Here is a 17,500-nt window from a genome sequence, read left to right on the forward strand (position 1 = left end):
CCGTTGACACGATTTCCAAACGGCCACGCCAGAGCCGTCCCGCAAAAGGAGACAACCATGCTTTTACGCACCCTACGCGCCGCGATGCTTTGCAGTGCCGCCATCGTCTCATTAGCCGCCCCGCCGGTTCAGGCGGCTTATCCCGATAAACCCGTCAGCCTCATCGTGCCCTTCCCCGCAGGGTCCGGCACCGATGCAGTGGGACGCATCTTCGCCGCCGAACTGGGCAACATCCTGGGGCAACAGGTCGTAGTCGAGAACAAGCCCGGCGCCAACGCCACCATCGCTGCGCAGTATGTGGCGCGTGCCAAGCCCGACGGGTACACCTTGTTTGTGACGACCAACACCTCGCATTCGGCAGCGCCTTTCCTCATGAAGAGCGTGTCCTACGACCCCGTCAAGGATTTCACGCCCATCGCGCGTGGCGGCAACTTGCCTTTCATCCTCGTCACCAATCCCAAGCAGCCCTATAAGAGTGTTGAAGAGCTGATCGAGTATGCCCGCAAGAATCCGGGCAAGGTCTCGTATGCCAGTGGCAACAGCACCGGGATCGTTGCTGGAGCAACCTTGGCGCGACGCGCTGACATCGACTTGTTGCATGTGCCCTACAAAGGCACGCCTCAGGCCCTGACAGACTTGGTCGGCGGGCAGGTGGACATGATGTTTACCGACCTGGCGTCGGGCTTGCCCTTTGTGCAGTCGGGTCAGTTGCGGGCGTTGGCAGTATCGACCGCGCAACGCAGCGATATTGTTCCTGATTTGCCGTCGATGAAAGAAGCCGGCGTGGAGAATTTCGACCTTAATTCCTGGAACGGCTACTTTGGACCGGCGGGCCTGCCGCCTGAGGTCGTGAGCAAGCTGAACGCGGCGATCAATCAGATCGTCGCAAATCCGGAGACGAAAAAACGCCTGGCCCAGCTAGGGTTTGACGCCTTTAGCGGGACCCCGGAGAGCTTTGCGGAGTTCGTCAGTGAACAACGCGACTTGTGGGGCAATTTGATTAAAGACGCAGGCATACAGGCACAATGACTCAACTCGCTTCTACCGGCCACGGACCCCTGGCCGGCATACGCATACTGGACCTGAGTTCCGTCGTGATGGGCCCGTATGCCACGCAGGTGTTGGGGGATCTGGGTGCTGACATCATCAAGGTCGAGTCCCCCGATGGCGACAATATGCGGGCCGTCGGCCCCATGCGGCATCCCGGCATGGGGCATCTGTATCTACACTTGAATCGCAACAAGCGATCCATCGTGCTGGATCTAAAAAACGAGGCGGGGCGTGAGGCTTGTTTGCGCTTGGCGCAGAGCTGCGATGTGCTGCTCTACAACATCAGGCCTCAGGCCATGGCGCGCTTGGGATTGTCCTATGAGGCGGTCCGCGCGCGCAACCCGCGCCTGGTGTATGTCGGCGCGTACGGATTCAGCGAGGCCGGCCCCTACGCCGGGCGGCCCGCGTATGACGACCTGATTCAAGGGCAAACCGGGATTGCGCATCTGATCCAGCAGCAAAGCGGAGATGTACCGCGCTATGCGCCCTTGACGCTGGCCGATCGTGCCGTCGGCCTGCATGTGGCCATCGCGATGGTGTCAGCGGTGCTGCATGCGCGGCAACGCGGCGAGGGACAGTCCGTCGAGATACCCATGTTCGAGGGCATGGCGCATCTGGTCTTGGGCGATCATCTGGGCGGCGCGACGTTTGAGCCGCCGCTGGGCAGCACTGGCTATGCCCGGCTGCTGGCGGCGCATCGACGACCGTATGCGACGTCGGACGGCTATATCTGCCTGTTGATCTACAACGACAAACATTGGCGCAGTTTCTTCAAGCTGATTGGCCGTCCCGAGCTGGCGCAAGATCCCCGCTTTTGCAATCACACCGCCCGGGCGCAGCACATCGATGAAGCCTATGCCTTTGTGGCCGAGGTCATGCGAACCCGTTCCAGCGCCGAATGGCTGGCGGATTTAGCACAAGCCGATATCCCCTCTGCGCGGCTGTATTCCGTGGATGACCTTATCGAGGATCCGCACCTGCGCGCGACCGGGTTTATCTGCGAACAGCAGCATCCGAGTGAGGGGCACCTACGCACGCCCGCACCGCTGGGGCGATATACCGGAACGCCCACCTCTATTCGTCGCCCGGCTCCCCGCCTGGGAGAACACAGCAGAGAGATTCTGCGCGAGGCCGGCTGCACGGACGCGGAGATCGATGCATTGATCGCGGCACGCGCCACCGCCGATATCTCGCTCAACAAAGGAAGCATTTGATGGACTTCGAGTTTTCGACTGATCAGCTCGCCTTGCGTGATGCCATTGAACGTATCTGTGCCCGTTATCCCGACGACTATTGGCGGGAACGCGATCGAGATGGAGGCTTCCCGCATGAGCTGCACGCCGATTTAGCGCGTGATGGTTGGCTGGGCATAGCCATGCCGGAGGAACTTGGCGGCGCGGGGCTGGGAATGACGGAGGCGGCGCTGATGATGCAGACGATCGCCGCTTCGGGAGCGGGATTTTCCGGGGCCTCGGCGGTACACATGAATATCTTCGGGCTTAACCCCGTCGTGGTGTTTGGCTCGGACGAGCAGCGGCATCGGTGGCTCAAGCCGTTGATCGCCGGACAAGAGAAAGCCTGCTTTGCTGTCACTGAACCCGACGCGGGATTGGACACCACCAAGCTATCGACCCGCGCGCAACGTCAAGGTGACGAGTACATCGTGCACGGCCGCAAAATCTGGATTTCGACGGCGCAGGTGGCGCAAAAGATGCTGTTGCTCGCGCGAACGACGCCCCTGTCCGAGGTGTCCAAGCCCACGCAAGGGCTATCGCTGTTCTACACCGATCTGGACCGCGAGCGCATTGAAGTGCGCGAGATCGAGAAGATGGGGCGCCACGCGGTCGACTCGAACATGCTGTTTATTGATGGCTTGCGTATCCCTGTGGCCGATCGCATCGGCGAGGAAGGGCGGGGCTTTGAGTACATCCTGCATGGTATGAACCCCGAACGGATCCTGATCGCGGCGGAGGCGGTGGGCATCGGACGCGCGGCGCTGGATCGGGCGGTCAAATATGCGGGCGAACGCACGGTGTTCGGCCGGCCCATTGGTCAGAACCAAGGCATACAACATCCGCTGGCGCAGGCCTGGATGCAACTCGAGGCCGCGAATCTGATGGTATTCAAAGCGGCCAGCCTGTATGACGCTGGCTTGCCTTGCGGGCCATTTGCCAATACGGCAAAGTACCTGGCGGCCGAGGCTGGGCATAACGCCTGCCAGACGGCGATTCTGACCTTAGGCGGCATGGGTTATGCCAAGGAATACCAAGTCGAAAGATTGCTGCGGGAAAGCTATATCGCCCGTATCGCACCGGTCAGCCCACAGTTGATCATGTGCTTTATCGCGGAGAAAGTGCTGGGCTTGCCAAAGTCGTATTAGCGGGCCACGCCTCGGGGAACCCACTGCCCTCAGACTTGTTCAAGGGCAGTGCATGCCGCCCTGAGCACGCTGGCGCACTCTTCCTGACGGGGTTCCAAGCGATACACCGGTCCCCCCACGGAAATCGCATACGTCTCGCCCGATAAGGTCAGCGGCCACGCCAGCGCACATACATCGGGGATCGATTCGCCCAGGTTCATAAACCAACCACGCTCGCGCGACGCGGTCAGATCCGCGTCAATCGCTTTGATGGTGGTCAACGTGCGTTCGTTATAACGTGTCAGCGGATAGCTCTTGAGCAACGCGTGCCTTGCTGTGGGGTCCATGACGGACAACAAGGCTTTGCCTAATGAATTCGCGTGCGCCTCACGAAATTCGCCAGCCACAGGCGCGTAGCGGATCGTGTGGGGGGAGTCGAGCACTTCCAGGTAGACCACCTTGCCTTCCGTGCTGAGCTTGGCAAACACAATGGTTTCGCGCGTGGCCTCGCGCAGCTCCAGCAATGTGGGATACACACGGTCTAGCACCGGGTCGGCCGCGGCAATGCGTTGCGCCATCGCCAGCAGCCGGCCGGTCGGGTAATAGCCTTGACGCCGGCCGGTCTCGTAGAGATAGCCTAAGTCCACCAGCGTACGTATCAACGCCAGACAGCTGGACACCGGCACGCCCAACAGGCGCGCCAGTTCCGATAAAGGCAATGCGCGTCGCTCGCGAGCATAAGTTTCTATGATCTCGATGACGCGCAGTGCGGTCTTGACGCTCATGGCACGGCAGACGGACTACGCCCGCCTTACTTCTTGCGCACGGGTGGCAAGTCGGTGCACACGCCCTCGGCGACTTCCGCGGCCATGCCCACCGATTCGCCCAGCGTGGGATGCGGATGGATGGTCTTGGCGATATCCACCATATCCGCGCCCATCTCGATCGCCAACGCAATCTCGCTGATCAGATCGCCGGCATGCGTGCCCACGATGCCACCGCCCAGGATGCGATGCGTTTCGGCGTCGAACAAGAGCTTGGTAAAGCCCTCGTCGCGACCGTTGGCAATCGCACGACCTGAAGCGGCCCACGGGAACAGGCCCTTCTCGACCTTGATGCCCTGCTTCTTGGCTTCGTCTTCCGTCAGACCCACCCAGGCCACTTCCGGATCGGTATAGGCCACCGACGGAATGACACGGGCGTCGAAGAATGACTTCTGGCCAGCGGCGGCTTCGGCAGCGACGTGACCTTCGTGTACGGCCTTGTGCGCCAGCATAGGCTGACCCACGATGTCGCCAATCGCAAAGATATGCTCGACGTTCGTGCGCATCTGGCGGTCGACTTCGATAAAGCCGCGATCGGTCACCGCGATGCCCGCCTTGTCAGCGGCGATCTTCTTGCCGTTGGGGCTGCGGCCAACCGCTTGCAGAACCAGGTCATAGCGCTGCGGCTCTTTCGGCGCGCCCTCGCCTTCGAACGTGACGTAGATGCCGTCCTTCTTGGCCTCGGCGCCCACGGTCTTGGTCTTGAGCATGATGTTGTCAAAGCGATGGGCATTCATCTTCTGCCACACTTTGACGAGGTCGCGATCGGCGCCCTGCATCAAGCCGTCTTGCATTTCCACCACGTCCAGGCGTGCGCCCAGCGTGGAATACACAGTGCCCATTTCCAGGCCGATAATCCCGCCGCCGATGATCAGCATTTTTTTCGGGACTTCGCGCAATTGCAGTGCGCCAGTGGAGTCCACGATACGCGCATCGTCGGGCAAGAACGGCAGCTTCACCGACTGGCTGCCAGCGGCGATGATGGCGTTCTTGAAACGGATCGTCTGAGTCTTGCCATCGGCGCTCTTGACCGACAGATGATGCGGATCGGCGAACTCGCCTACGCCGGTCACGACCTTGACCTTGCGGGCCTTGGCCATGCCGGCCAAACCACCAGTCAGCTTGGCGACCACGCTGTCTTTGTAGCCACGCAGCTTGTCCAGATCGATCTTGGGTTCGCCGAAACTGATGCCATGCGCAGCCAGGGCGCGAGCCTCGTCAATCACAGCGGCGTTGTGCAACAGCGCCTTGGACGGAATGCAGCCTACATTCAGGCACACGCCGCCCAGCGTGTCGTAGCGTTCGACCAGCACAACGGACAAGCCGAGGTCGGCCGCACGGAACGCAGCGGAGTATCCGCCAGGGCCCGCGCCCAGGACCAGCACATCGCATTCTTGATCGGCCGAGCCGGAATACGAGGCAGCGGCGGGAGCCGCGGTGGCTTTCTCGCCCGATGGCTGGCTGGCGGATGCTTTGCCGCCATCAGCCTTTTTATCGCCTTCGGCGGCCTTGGCCTTCTCCGCCGACTTGTCCGATTCGGCATTCTTACCAGCGGCAGCGCTCTTGTCGTCCGACTTGCCAGCCGAAGCCTCGGCCTCGACTTGCAGAATCACCGCACCTTCACCGACCTTGTCGCCGACCTTGACCTTGACCGACTTGACCACGCCGCCGGCGGAGGCAGGGATCTCCATCGAGGCCTTGTCGGATTCAACCGTGATCAGGCTTTGTTCAGCCTCGATCGTATCGCCTTCGGCGACGAGCACTTCAATGACTTCCACTTCCTTGAAGTCACCGATATCCGGCACCTTGATATCCACTAGATTGCTCATGAAGCCCCCTTACAGCACGATGCGGCGGAAATCCGCCAGCAATTGGCCCAGGTACGCGTTAAAGCGCGCGGCAGCAGCGCCATCGATCACGCGGTGATCGTAAGACAGCGACAGCGGCACGATCAGACGCGGGATGAACTGCTTGCCGTCCCAAACGGGCTTGTGCGCGGAACGCGACACGCCCAGGATGGCGACTTCCGGAGCATTGATGATGGGCGTGAAGTGCGTGCCGCCAATTCCACCAAGCGACGAGATCGAGAAGCAGCCGCCTTGCATTTCTGCGGGCGAAATCTTGCCGTCGCGGGCTTTCTTGGACAGCTCGCCCATTTCCTTGGCGATTTCCAGGATGCCTTTTTTGTCGGCGTCACGGATCACCGGCACCACCAGGCCATTAGGCGTATCGGCGGCGAAACCGATGTGGTAGTACTGCTTGTAGATCAGCTGATCGCCATCGAGCGAAGCGTTGAACTCGGGGAATTTCTTCAGCGCGGCAACCACGGCCTTGATCAGGAAGGCAAGCATGGTGACCTTGACGCCGGCCTTCTCGTTTTCCTTGTTCAGGGTCACGCGGAAGGCTTCCAGGTCGGTGATGTCCGCTTCGTCGTTGTTGGTGACGTGCGGGATCATGACCCAGTTGCGATGCAGGTTCGCGCCCGAGATCTTCTTGATACGCGACAGCGGCTTGGCCTCGACCGGGCCAAACTTGGTGAAGTCGATCTGCGGCCACGGCAAGAGACCGAGCGCAGCGCCACTATCGCCGCCCGCCGGTGCGGCAGCGGCGGCGGGGGCCGACAACGCCTGTTTGACGAAAGCGCGTACGTCATCAGCCGTGATACGTTCCTTCGGACCGGAACCCTTGACCTTGCTCAGATTGACGCCCAGTTCGCGCGCGAATTTGCGCACGGAAGGCGATGCGTGCGGCAACTGACCCGGCTTCAAGCCTGGGTCTTCCAAGGATGCAGTGGGCGATGCCTTCGTAGCAGGCGCGGACGTGGAGGCCGAAGCGGACTTGGCCGACTCGGCTTTGGCAGCCTGGGCAGCCGGCTTGTCCTCGTCAGAGGACTTGGCAGCCGGCTCGGCCTTGGCAGGCGCCTCTTGCGCACCGCCCTCGCCTTCGACCAGCACGATGACCGAGCCCTTGTTGACCTTGTCGCCAACCTTGACCTTGACTTCCTTGACCACACCGCCCGCAGACGAGGGGATCTCCATGGAAGCCTTGTCGGATTCGACCGTCATCAGGCTTTGATCGGCTTCGATGGTGTCGCCAACGTTGACCAGAACCTCGATGACCTCGACTTCCTTGAAGTCGCCGATATCCGGCACCGTGACCTCGACTACGCCGCCAGACTTGGCTTTCTTGCTGTCAGCGGCGGGAGCGTCGGCCTTGGCTTCCTTTTCCTCCGCTTTGGCAGCGGGTTTATCCTCGGCTTTCTCGGCAGCGGCGGCTTTATCGTCGCCGCCCTTATCGGCAGGAGCTGCCTCGGCCTTTTCGCCCGCAGCCTCCACTTCCAGAATCACCGAGCCTTCGCCGATCTTGTCGCCCACCTTTACCTTGACGGACTTCACCACGCCGCCAGCGGAGGCCGGGATTTCCATCGAGGCTTTGTCGGACTCAACCGTAATCAGGCTCTGATCGGCCTCGATCGTGTCGCCAGCCGACACCAGGACCTCGATGACTTCGACTTCTTTGAAATCACCGATGTCGGGTACCTTAATTTCCACGAGTGTGCTCATGTCTGTTTACCTTCAAGCGTGGTGCGGGTTGGCTTTTTCCGGATTGATGCCGTATTTCTTGATCGCTTCGGAAAGCTTGGCAGCCGGGATCTTGCCTTCATCGGCCAGGGCGCGCAAGGCGGCCAGTACGACGAAATGGCGGTTGACCTCGAAGTGCTCGCGCAGCTTGGAGCGGAAATCCGAACGGCCATAGCCATCGGTACCCAGCACGCGATAGGTGCGATCCTTGGGCACGAACGGGCGGATCTGGTCGGCGAACAACTTCATGTAGTCGGTCGACGCGATGATCGGGCCTTCGCTCTTTTCGAGCTGCTGCGTGACGTACGGCACTTGCGGCTTGGCTTCCGGGTGCAGCAGGTTGTGGCGATCCACATCCAGACCGTCGCGACGCAACTCGGTAAAGCTCGTCACGCTCCATACATCGGAGGCCACGCCCCAATCCGATTCCAGCAGCTCTTGCGCGGCCATGACTTCGCGCAAGATGGTGCCAGAGCCCATCAGCTGTACGCGCAGCTTGCTCTTGCCGTGCGACTTCAGCTTGTACATGCCCTTGATGATGCCTTCCTCGTCGCCGGCGGTCAGGCCCGGCTGCGGGTAGTTTTCGTTCATCACCGTCAGGTAGTAGTACACGTTCTCCTGGTCTTCGACCATGCGCTTCAAACCGTGCTGGATGATCACAGCCAATTCGTGCGCGAACGTCGGGTCGTAGGACACGCAGTTCGGGATGGTCGAGGCCAGGATGTGGCTGTGACCGTCTTCGTGCTGCAGACCTTCGCCGTTCAAGGTCGTACGACCAGCCGTGCCGCCCAGCAGGAAGCCACGCGCCTGCATATCACCCGCGGCCCAGGCCAGATCGCCAATGCGCTGGAACCCGAACATCGAGTAATAAATAAAGAACGGGATCATGATGCGGTTATTCGTCGAGTACGACGTCGCCGCCGCGATCCACGAGCTCATGGCACCGGCTTCGTTGATGCCTTCCTGCAGCAATTGACCGTTGGCCGCTTCCTTGTAGTACATGACCTGATCTTTATCGACCGGGATGTACTTCTGGCCTTCGGGCGCGTAAATCCCGATCTGGCGGAACAGGCCTTCCATACCGAAGGTACGCGATTCATCGGCCAGGATAGGCACGACGCGAGGACCGACTTCCTTGTCGCGCAGGATCTGGTTCAGCACGCGCACGAAGGCTTGCGTAGTCGAGATCTCGCGGCCTTCGGAGGTGGGCTCGAGCACGGACTTGAACGCTTCCAGCGCGGGGGCCTTGAGCTGTTCGTCGGCCTTCACGCGGCGCTTGGGCAGGTAGCCGCCCAGCGCTTTGCGACGCTCGTGCATGTACTGCATTTCGGGCGCGTCTTCAGCCGGCTTGTAGTACGGTAGTTTTTCCAGCTGATCGTCCGGGATCGGGATCGCGAAACGGTCGCGGAATTCGCGGATCGATTCCAGCTCGAGTTTCTTTTGCTGGTGGGTGGGGTTCTTGGCCTGACCCACCTGACCCATGCCGTAGCCCTTGATGGTCTTGGCCAGGATGACGGTCGGCTGACCTTCATGCGTGGTCGCTGCCTTGAAGGCCGCGTAGACCTTGTGCGGATCGTGGCCGCCACGGTTCAAGCGCCAGATGTCCTCGTCGCTCATGCGAGAGACGGCTTCCAGCAGTTTCGGGTGCTTGCCAAAGAAGTGTTCGCGCACGAACTTGCCGTCGTTGGCCTTGTACGCCTGGTACTCGCCGTCGACGGTTTCTTCCATGATCTTGCGCAGGATGCCTTCTTTGTCCGTCGCAAGAAGCGGATCCCAGTAACCACCCCAGATCAGCTTGATCACGTTCCAGCCCGAACCGCGGAAATCGCCTTCGAGTTCCTGGATGATCTTGCCGTTACCACGCACCGGGCCGTCCAGGCGCTGCAGGTTGCAATTGATGACGAAGATCAGGTTGTCGAGCTTTTCGCGCGCGGCCAGCGAGATCGCGCCCAGGGATTCGGGCTCGTCCATTTCGCCGTCGCCGCAGAATACCCAGACCTTGCGCTTGCTGGTGTCAGCGATGCCGCGAGCGTGCAGGTATTTCAGGAAACGCGCCTGATAAATCGCCATCAGCGGGCCCAAGCCCATCGACACGGTCGGGAATTGCCAGAATTCCGGCATCAGCTTCGGGTGCGGATACGAGGGCAGACCCTTGCCATCGACTTCCTGACGGAAATAGTCGAGCTGTTCGGCGGTCAGACGGCCTTCGAGGTACGCACGCGCGTACATACCGGGCGAGGTGTGGCCCTGGAAGTAAACCAGGTCGCCACCGTGCTCGGCGTCATCCGCGTGCCAGAAATGGTTCTGACCCGTTTCGATCATCGTCGCCAACGAGGCGAACGAGGCGATGTGGCCGCCGAGGTCGCCGCCATCGGGCGGATTATGTTTGTTCGCCTTGACGACCGTCGCCATGGCGTTCCAGCGCACGTACGAACGGATCCGGTTTTCCAGTTCCAGATTGCCCGGATGCGCGGGCTCCAGGCCCGGCGGGATGGTGTTCACATACGCGGTGTTGGGCGAAAACGGGATGTGCGCCCCGGAGCGGCGAGCCTCGTCAATCAGGCGTTCCAGCAAGTAATGCGCACGCTGGGGGCCTTCGCGATCGAGAACGGCAGCCAGGGCCTCAAGCCACTCTTGGGTTTCCAGAGCGTCGTCGTCGTTGGCGGCAGATAGCGCGCTAGCCTGGTTGTTAGAGGACATCGTGGTCTCCTTTGGGAGTCTGAGCAGGCCCGATCCATGATTCAGCTGGGTCGGGCAATCCAATAATCCGGCTCCTGGCCGGGCGTCTTGCGCCTAAACGGTCAATGCTATCGCGTAAGGCTTTAATACGAAAACGCGAAGATTAACCCGTTCGGAGGAAAATTTCATGTTGCGGTACGGAATTTCATAATGTGAAAAACACCTGTATTTCGGTTTAGAATATGCGTGCGGTGTAACCCGAGCCGCCTGCACTGGCCCCACAGAGCCGTAACACGCTCTAAAATGCCCGCTCCACACGTCGCTTCCGTCATGTCCAGCCCCGTCAAATCGAGCATCCCGAACTCCTTTCACGACCATGCGCGCAGTCGCCGCCGTGGCGTGTACTGGATCACGCCGGCCGTCGTACTGATTCTGTACCTGTGCGTGATGGGCGCCTTTTTCTGGCTGCAACGCATGCATGGCGACAGCGTCATGTTCGTCACCATCGACCAGGAAGTGCGCCAGCAGCGCCTGACGTGGCTGGTGATCGCGCTGTCTTGCGTCATCATCATCAGCTTGCTGATGCTGTGGCGCTATACCCGGTTCCGTTCGACCGCCGAAGCGGCACTGATCGCCGAGACGGGTTTTCGCCGCGCCATGGAAAACTCCATGTCCACCGGGATGCGCGTACTCGACATGGAAGGCCGCATCGCCTATGTGAACCCGGCGTTTTGCCGCATGATAGGCTGGAACGAGGCCGACCTGATCGGCCGCAGCCCGCCCTTCCCTTACTGGGTGCCGGGTCGCCACGAACAACACCAGCATACGCTAGACCTGCTGACTTCCGGCAAAACCCCCAGCAGCGGCCTGGAAATCGAGGCGCAGCGGCGCGACGGCTCGCGATTCACGGCGCGCATGTATGTATCGCCCCTGTTGGACCCGAACGGCACGCAGATCGGCTGGATGACCTCCATGACCGATATTACGGAGCCCAAACGCATCCGCGAAGCCCTCACCGCCGCGCACGAACGCTTCATGACCGTGCTCGAGGGGCTGGACGATGCGATCTCGGTGACGGCCGACACCGCCGATGGCCTGGAGCTGCTATTCGCCAATCGCACCTATCGGCGCGTATTCGGCGCGCAAACAGGTGGCCACGAAGAGCTGCTCGCGCAGCGCCGGGGTCGATTCACCGACGAAGCCGTCGAAATCTTCGCCCCCTCGGTGCAACGTTGGTTCGAGGTCCACCACCGCATGCTGGCCTGGACCGATGGCCGCCGCGTGCGCATGCAGGTCGCCCGTGACATCACCGAACGCCGCGTTCACGAGGAAGCCTCGCGCGTGCAACAAGAGAAAATCCAGCTGACCAGCCGTCTCACCACCATGGGTGAAATGGCTTCGTCGCTCGCGCACGAGCTGAATCAACCGCTGACCGCCATTGCTAACTACAGTATGGGCGCTGTGGCGTTAGTCAAGGCCGGTCACACCAGCCCGACCATGCTGCTGCCCGCCCTGGAAAAAGCCGCCGCGCAGGCCGAACGAGCGGGCAAAATCATCAGCCGCATCCGCGAATTCGTCAAACGCAGCGAGCCGCGCCGTCAGCGCGTGGCGGTTGGCCGCATCGTCGATAACGCCATCGGTTTTGCCGAGATCGACGCGCGTAAACGCCGCATCCGCATCGAGTCCTTTGTTCCGTCCAACGCACCGGCCGTGCTCGCCGACCCGATTTTGATCGAACAGGTCTTGCTGAATCTGTTAAAAAACGGCCTGGAAGCGATGGAGAACAGCGAGTCAGACGAGTTGAAAGTCGCCGTCATTCCCCACGATCAGCATATCGAGGTGGCCGTTGTCGATCGGGGCCACGGGTTGACCGACCCCGAGCGACTGTTCGAACCGTTCTTCAGCACCAAATCCCAGGGTTTGGGGATGGGGCTCAATATCTGCCGTACGATTATCGAGTCGCATCATGGCCGCCTCTGGGCGGATCCGAATCCCGCCGGCGGTACTATTTTCCGCTTTACCTTGCCCTGCGCCGCGCCCGAGCCGGCCGCGCAGAGTGATCAGTCCGAGGAGTTGCACGCATGAACACCCCCCTACAGTCGAGCACGGTATTCATAGTTGATGACGACGAAGCGGTACGCGATTCGCTGCGCTGGCTGCTCGAAGCCAACGGCTACCGTGTGCGCGCGTTTGCCAGCGGCGAATCGTTCCTGGATGAATATGACGCGTCGCAGGTTGGCGTGCTGATTGCCGACGTGCGCATGCCCGGCATGAGCGGTCTCGAATTGCAAGAGCAACTGATCGCCCGCAAGGCGCCCCTGCCCATCGTGTTCATCACCGGCCACGGCGACGTGCCGATGGCGGTGTCCACAATGAAGAAAGGCGCGGTGGATTTTCTGGAAAAGCCGTTCAACGAATCGGATCTGCGCGAAATCGTCGCCCGCATGTTGGAGCAGGCCACGCAGCGCGTCAGCCAGTTCCAAGCCCAAAAGGACCACGAGGCCATGCTCGCCCGCCTGACCGCGCGCGAACAGCAGGTGCTCGAACGCATCGTGGCGGGGCGCCTGAATAAACAAATCGCCGACGATCTCGGCATCAGCATCAAAACGGTGGAGGCGCACCGCGCCAACATCATGGAAAAACTTGAAGTCACTACAGTTGCCGACCTCATGAAGGTCGCACTGGCAAAACCCGAGGCACACGCATGACCCAGCAGGACCCCAACACGTCCGCCCAATCGGGCGCACGCATCATCGACGGCACCGCGCTGTCGCAACGCATACGCGAAGACGTCGCACAACGCGTGCAAGCCCTCGCCGCCCGGGGCGTGCGTCCCGGCCTGGCGGTCGTGCTGGTGGGCGAAGACCCGGCCTCGCAAGTCTATGTGCGCAATAAAGTCGCCGCTTGCGAAAAAGCCGGCCTGCATTCGGTGAAAGAGCAATATCCGGCCGATATGACCGAGGCCGAGCTGCTGTCGCGCATCGACGCCTTGAACCGCGACCCGGCGATCCACGGCATTCTGGTGCAGCTGCCGCTGCCGCCGCATATGAACAGCCACAAGGTCATCGAAGCGATCTCCGCCGAGAAAGACGTGGACGGCTTTCACATCAGCAACGCCGGTCTGCTCATGACGGGCCAGCCGCTGTTCCGTCCGTGCACGCCCTACGGCGTCATGAAGATGCTGGAATCCGAGGGCGTGGCCCTGCGCGGTGCGGAAGCCGTCATCGTGGGCGCGAGCAACATCGTCGGCAAGCCCATGGCGATGCTGCTGCTGCAAGCCGGCGCCACCATCACCATCTGTAACTCCAAAACCCGCGATCTGGCCGCCCAAACGCGCCGCGCCGATGTGCTGGTGGTTGCCACCGGCAAACCTGGCATGATCGATGGCAGCATGATCAAGCCGGGCGCGGTGGTCATTGACGTGGGGATCAATCGCGGCGCCGATGGCAAGCTCTGTGGCGACGTGGATTTCGCCTCCGCGCGTCAAGTTGCTGGCGCCATTACGCCCGTACCGGGCGGCGTGGGCCCGATGACCATCGCGATGCTGTTGGTGAATACTGTCGAAGCCGCGGAACGCGTCGCTGGCTGATTGCCCGCGGCGACAAGCACTTGCCTTTTGGGCAAGTGCCCCCATCCTAGAGATATCTCGTCTCTTTCGCTGCGTCCTCCCATGACCCAAAATCCCCTGCTTGCTCCCGTCTCAGATCTGATCGACTACGCTGCCGTGCAGCCCGCGCACATCGTGCCGGCGATCGAAACCTTGCTGGAGGGCGCACGCGAGGCGGTCGACGCCGCAGCCGACGAGAGCCTGCCGGCGACGTGGGAGGCCGTTGTACAACCTCTGGACACCGCCTCTGAACGCCTGTGGCGCGCCTGGTCGGTGGCCGGCCATCTGAATGCGGTCGTCAATACGCCGGAACTGCGCGAGGCCTATAATGCTGCGCTCCCCTTGGTGACGGAGTTCTCGACCTGGGTGGGTCTACACGAAGGCCTCTACAAGCAATATCAACGTCTGCATGCCGCTGCCGATTTTGCGCAATGGGATTCCGTGCGCCGTCGCGTGATCGAGCTGGCGTTGCGCGATTTCCGCTTGAGCGGCGTGGAGCTGCAAGGCGAGGCGCGTGAACGCTATGCCGTGATCTCCGACCGTGAAGCGCAGGTTTCGCAGAAGTTCTCCGAAAACGTGCTCGACGCGATTGATGCGTGGTCGCTTTACATCGAAGACGAATCGCGTCTGGCGGGTCTGCCTGCCGACGTGCTTCGCGCCACCCGCCAGGCCGCCGAAGAAGACGACCGCAGCGGCTGGAAGCTCACGCTCAAGATGCCTTGCTATCTGCCCGTCATGCAGTACGCGAAAGACCGCGACCTGCGCGCGCAAATGTATCGCGCCTACGGCACGGTGGCTTCCGAGCAAGGTGAAACGCGCTTTGATAACTCGCCTCTGATCGAGGAGCTGTTGTCGCTGCGCGCCGAGGAATCTAGGCTATTGGGCTATGGCACCTTCGCCGCCTTGCGCCTGCAGACGCGTATGGCGCGCGACGCGGATGAAGTGACCACATTCCTGCGCGATCTGGCTTCGCGCGCGCGGTCCTACGCGGAACGCGATCTCGCTGAGCTTAAGGCCTTCGCCGCCAGCGAGCTGGGCCTGGAATCGCTGGAACCCTGGGACGTCCCCTACGCGGCGGAACGCCTGCGTGAATCGCGTTACGCGTATTCCGAAGACGAGATCAAACAGTACTTCACCGAGCCGCGCGTGCTGCAAGGCCTGTTCGACGTGGCCGAGTCGCTGTTCAACGTGCGCCTGCGTCCAACCGACGTGTCCTGCTGGCATGCCGATGCGCGTGGCGTGCGCGTCGAAACCCCGGATGGCGCGCTGATCGGTCATCTTTATCTGGACTTGTACGCCCGTTCCGGCAAGCAAAGCGGCGCATGGGTCGATAGCGAACGCAGCCGTCGTCGCGTCGGTGATCGGGTGCAAACGCCCGTGGTGTATCTAACGTGCAACTTCGCACGCCCAGGCGACGGCAAACCCGCGCTGCTCACGCACGACGACGTGATCACGCTATTTCACGAATCCGGCCACGCGTTGCACGCGTTGTTGTCGGAAGTCGATGAACCGGGTGCCTCGGCCTTCTCCGCTGTCGAGTGGGACGCGATCGAGCTGCCTTCCCAGTTCATGGAGAATTTCTGCTGGGAATGGCCCGTCGTCCAACGCTTGTCCGCGCATGTAGAAACCGGCGAACCGTTGCCACGTACGCTCTATGACAAGCTGGTTGCCGCGCGCAATTTCCAAAGCGGCATGCAGACGGTGCGTCAGATCGAGTTCGCGCTCTTCGATATGCTGCTGCATAGCCGCGCGAACGGCGCCAGCATTCAGGAAACGCTGGCATTGCTCGAGGAAGTGCGCAAAGAAGTCGCCGTGCTGTTCCCGCCCGCGTGGCATCGGTTCCCCCACGCTTTCTCGCATTTGTTCGCGGGCGGCTATGGCGCGGGTTACTACAGCTACAAATGGGCCGAGGTATTGTCAGCCGATGCCTACGAGGCCTTCGAAGAAGCCGCTGCCGCGGCTGGCGCGGACAACGCGATTGGCACCTTGGACGCCGCCACGGGCGCCCGTTTCCGCAAGGAGATCCTGGCGGTAGGCGGCGCGCGTCCCGCGGCGGAATCGTTCGAGGCTTTCCGTGGCCGTGCGCCGCGCATCGACGCGCTGCTGCGTCATAGCGGCATGGCCGGCTAATTCGGTAGCGAAGTCTCCAACGCGGGTGCGAACGGTAGCCTCTTGGCCCACCCGCGTTAGAATCCCAGGCATTACCGTGACCTCCGACGCCTGTCGCGTCCCGAATCCAAGATGCCTGCATCGTTCACTGCCCGTTTCTGGCGCACTCTCCTCTTCGTGACTTGCACGTTGCTCGCCGCTTGCGGCGACCGTGCGGTTAACTGGACGCTGTACGACATCAAGGGGCATCTGCCAGACCTGAAATTCTCCTTGTCTGGCGCGGGCGGAAAGACCGTCACCAGCGATCAGCTCAAGGGCAAAACCGTATTGCTCTTTTTCGGCTACGCCAGCTGTCCCGACATCTGTCCCACCACCATGGCACAGCTGAGCTCGGTAATCGAACAGCTGGGCGACGACGCCCGCGATGTCCGCATCGTATTTGTCAGCGTGGATCCGCACCGCGATACGCCCGACAAGCTACAGGCCTACGTCGATGCCTTCAACCGCCAGGCCATCGGCGTCACCGGCACCGAAAAACAAGTCGCTGATCTGGCACGCCGATATCGGGTCGCCTACCAGATCGAAAAGCCCCGCCCTGGCGACTCGGCCGAGAGCTACGACGTTACGCATAGCCGGGGGGTCTACATCTTCGACAATAAAGGCCGTGCCCGACTGCTGGCCTCGGATACCGACAGCACGGAGGCGATCGTCAAAGACGTTCGTCAGTTGGTCGATATCACGCGCTAAGCTGCCGTGTCGTCCAGCAGGCGCAGATCTGGCGGGCGGTTATCGATAATGGCCTCCATGCTGAAGAAACCCGTCACCGCGGTCAATTCGAATCCGGTGATCAAGCGCTGATAAAAGCGGTCATACCCCGCCATGCCGCGGCAGGCGACCTTGATCAGATAATCCCAGTCGCCTCCGATGCGATAGAACCCGGTCACCTCCGGCAAGCGCTCGACATGCTGTCGAAATTCGTCGGCCCATTCCTTCGCATGCCGGCTGGTACGTATCATCACGAACACCGTCAGATCGAAGCCCAACTCCACCAGATTGACCTGCGCGCGGGTGCCTTGAATGATGCCGCAGCTGTTCAAACGCTGCAGGCGGCGCCAGCACGCGTTCTGCGACAGCCCGACCCGCTCGGCCAGCTCGCGCTGCGACAACGCCCCGTCGTTTTGCAGCGCAGAAATAATAGCCATATCAAGCTTATCGATTTTTTCCATATCTTCGATCGTATGACCCGTTTTTGTGGGCTTTACGAAAAAAATAGGTGATGTTTCAAATTTTC

13 protein-coding genes are annotated in these 17,500 nt (G+C 61.3%); 8 read left to right on the forward strand and 5 right to left on the reverse strand.

Features of this window, described 5'->3' with window-relative positions:
* The first annotated feature begins 57 nt into the window (after positions 1-57).
* Genes GOQ25_RS05790 through GOQ25_RS05800 form a run of 3 tightly spaced genes read left to right on the forward strand, consistent with a single transcriptional unit; the run spans position 58 to position 3,430 of the window.
* Positions 58-1,029: a tripartite tricarboxylate transporter substrate binding protein gene (locus GOQ25_RS05790; RefSeq protein WP_202109339.1), complete on the forward strand. Its 972-nt coding sequence runs from the start codon at positions 58-60 to the stop codon at positions 1,027-1,029.
* Positions 1,026-2,264 (forward strand): CaiB/BaiF CoA-transferase family protein, encoded by a 1,239-nt coding sequence (locus tag GOQ25_RS05795; RefSeq protein WP_160349510.1) that lies wholly within the window; start codon positions 1,026-1,028, stop codon positions 2,262-2,264. The genes GOQ25_RS05790 and GOQ25_RS05795 overlap by 4 nt, the downstream gene beginning before the upstream one ends.
* Positions 2,264-3,430, forward strand: a complete 1,167-nt coding sequence (locus GOQ25_RS05800; protein ID WP_160349511.1) for an acyl-CoA dehydrogenase family protein — start codon at positions 2,264-2,266, stop codon at positions 3,428-3,430. Before GOQ25_RS05795 ends, GOQ25_RS05800 begins: the two co-directional genes overlap by 1 nt.
* 29 nt (positions 3,431-3,459) lie before the next feature.
* Here GOQ25_RS05800 and GOQ25_RS05805 read toward each other — a convergent pair whose 3' ends face one another.
* Genes GOQ25_RS05805 through aceE form a run of 4 tightly spaced genes read right to left on the reverse strand, consistent with a single transcriptional unit; the run spans position 3,460 to position 10,514 of the window.
* Positions 3,460-4,194 carry an IclR family transcriptional regulator gene (locus tag GOQ25_RS05805; protein WP_160349512.1) on the reverse strand — a complete coding sequence of 245 codons (735 nt, stop codon included), beginning with the start codon at positions 4,192-4,194 and terminating at the stop codon, positions 3,460-3,462.
* Positions 4,195-4,220: 26 nt separating this feature from the next.
* Positions 4,221-6,062 (reverse strand): dihydrolipoyl dehydrogenase, encoded by a 1,842-nt coding sequence (gene lpdA, locus GOQ25_RS05810; RefSeq protein ID WP_160349513.1) that lies wholly within the window; start codon positions 6,060-6,062, stop codon positions 4,221-4,223.
* A 9-nt stretch (positions 6,063-6,071) separates the two neighbouring features.
* Positions 6,072-7,796, reverse strand: coding sequence for a dihydrolipoyllysine-residue acetyltransferase (gene aceF / locus GOQ25_RS05815; RefSeq protein ID WP_160349514.1), 1,725 nt, complete (start codon positions 7,794-7,796; stop codon positions 6,072-6,074).
* A gap of 12 nt (positions 7,797-7,808) precedes the next feature.
* Complete coding sequence (aceE, locus tag GOQ25_RS05820) at positions 7,809-10,514, reverse strand: pyruvate dehydrogenase (acetyl-transferring), homodimeric type (protein WP_160349515.1); 2,706 nt, start codon at positions 10,512-10,514, stop codon at positions 7,809-7,811.
* 309 nt (positions 10,515-10,823) lie between these two features.
* On the opposite strand from aceE, the gene GOQ25_RS05825 reads away from it, so the two are divergent.
* From GOQ25_RS05825 to GOQ25_RS05845, 5 genes are all read left to right on the forward strand, one after another.
* Positions 10,824-12,578, forward strand: a complete 1,755-nt coding sequence (locus GOQ25_RS05825) for a PAS domain S-box protein (protein ID WP_160349516.1) — start codon at positions 10,824-10,826, stop codon at positions 12,576-12,578.
* The gene (locus tag GOQ25_RS05830) at positions 12,575-13,201 is read left to right on the forward strand and encodes a response regulator transcription factor (RefSeq protein WP_160349517.1); all 627 of its coding nucleotides are present in this window, start codon (positions 12,575-12,577) and stop codon (positions 13,199-13,201) included. Before GOQ25_RS05825 ends, GOQ25_RS05830 begins: the two co-directional genes overlap by 4 nt.
* A complete protein-coding gene (gene folD, locus GOQ25_RS05835; protein WP_160349518.1) occupies positions 13,198-14,082 on the forward strand; it encodes a bifunctional methylenetetrahydrofolate dehydrogenase/methenyltetrahydrofolate cyclohydrolase FolD in 885 nt (294 codons plus the stop codon). Before GOQ25_RS05830 ends, folD begins: the two co-directional genes overlap by 4 nt.
* A gap of 81 nt (positions 14,083-14,163) precedes the next feature.
* Positions 14,164-16,230, forward strand: a complete 2,067-nt coding sequence (locus GOQ25_RS05840; RefSeq protein ID WP_160349519.1) for a M3 family metallopeptidase — start codon at positions 14,164-14,166, stop codon at positions 16,228-16,230.
* Positions 16,231-16,341: 111 nt separating this feature from the next.
* Entirely contained in the window at positions 16,342-16,956 is a 615-nt protein-coding gene (locus GOQ25_RS05845) for an SCO family protein (RefSeq protein ID WP_160349520.1), read from the forward strand.
* Here the strand turns inward: GOQ25_RS05845 and GOQ25_RS05850 are convergent.
* On the reverse strand, positions 16,953-17,435 hold the full coding sequence (locus tag GOQ25_RS05850; RefSeq protein WP_160349521.1) for an Lrp/AsnC family transcriptional regulator: 483 nt from the start codon (positions 17,433-17,435) through the stop codon (positions 16,953-16,955). The two genes, GOQ25_RS05845 and GOQ25_RS05850, sit on opposite strands and share 4 nt — an antisense overlap.
* Between the last annotated feature and the right edge of the window lie 65 nt (positions 17,436-17,500).

Origin of the sequence: Bordetella sp. 15P40C-2 (assembly GCF_009763235.1) — a bacterium.
GTDB lineage: Bacteria > Pseudomonadota > Gammaproteobacteria > Burkholderiales > Burkholderiaceae_B > Bordetella_A.

Coding starts and splice junctions, on each gene's coding strand:
- lpdA (WP_160349513.1), bottom strand. CDS start 6,062: ATGAGCAATCTAGTGGATATCAAGGTGCCGGATATCGGTGACTTCAAG.
- GOQ25_RS05850 (WP_160349521.1), bottom strand. CDS start 17,435: ATGGAAAAAATCGATAAGCTTGATATGGCTATTATTTCTGCGCTGCAA.
- aceE (WP_160349515.1), bottom strand. CDS start 10,514: ATGTCCTCTAACAACCAGGCTAGCGCGCTATCTGCCGCCAACGACGAC.
- GOQ25_RS05830 (WP_160349517.1), top strand. CDS start 12,575: ATGAACACCCCCCTACAGTCGAGCACGGTATTCATAGTTGATGACGAC.
- GOQ25_RS05825 (WP_160349516.1), top strand. CDS start 10,824: ATGTCCAGCCCCGTCAAATCGAGCATCCCGAACTCCTTTCACGACCAT.
- folD (WP_160349518.1), top strand. CDS start 13,198: ATGACCCAGCAGGACCCCAACACGTCCGCCCAATCGGGCGCACGCATC.
- GOQ25_RS05845 (WP_160349520.1), top strand. CDS start 16,342: ATGCCTGCATCGTTCACTGCCCGTTTCTGGCGCACTCTCCTCTTCGTG.
- aceF (WP_160349514.1), bottom strand. CDS start 7,796: ATGAGCACACTCGTGGAAATTAAGGTACCCGACATCGGTGATTTCAAA.
- GOQ25_RS05790 (WP_202109339.1), top strand. CDS start 58: ATGCTTTTACGCACCCTACGCGCCGCGATGCTTTGCAGTGCCGCCATC.
- GOQ25_RS05800 (WP_160349511.1), top strand. CDS start 2,264: ATGGACTTCGAGTTTTCGACTGATCAGCTCGCCTTGCGTGATGCCATT.
- GOQ25_RS05795 (WP_160349510.1), top strand. CDS start 1,026: ATGACTCAACTCGCTTCTACCGGCCACGGACCCCTGGCCGGCATACGC.
- GOQ25_RS05805 (WP_160349512.1), bottom strand. CDS start 4,194: ATGAGCGTCAAGACCGCACTGCGCGTCATCGAGATCATAGAAACTTAT.
- GOQ25_RS05840 (WP_160349519.1), top strand. CDS start 14,164: ATGACCCAAAATCCCCTGCTTGCTCCCGTCTCAGATCTGATCGACTAC.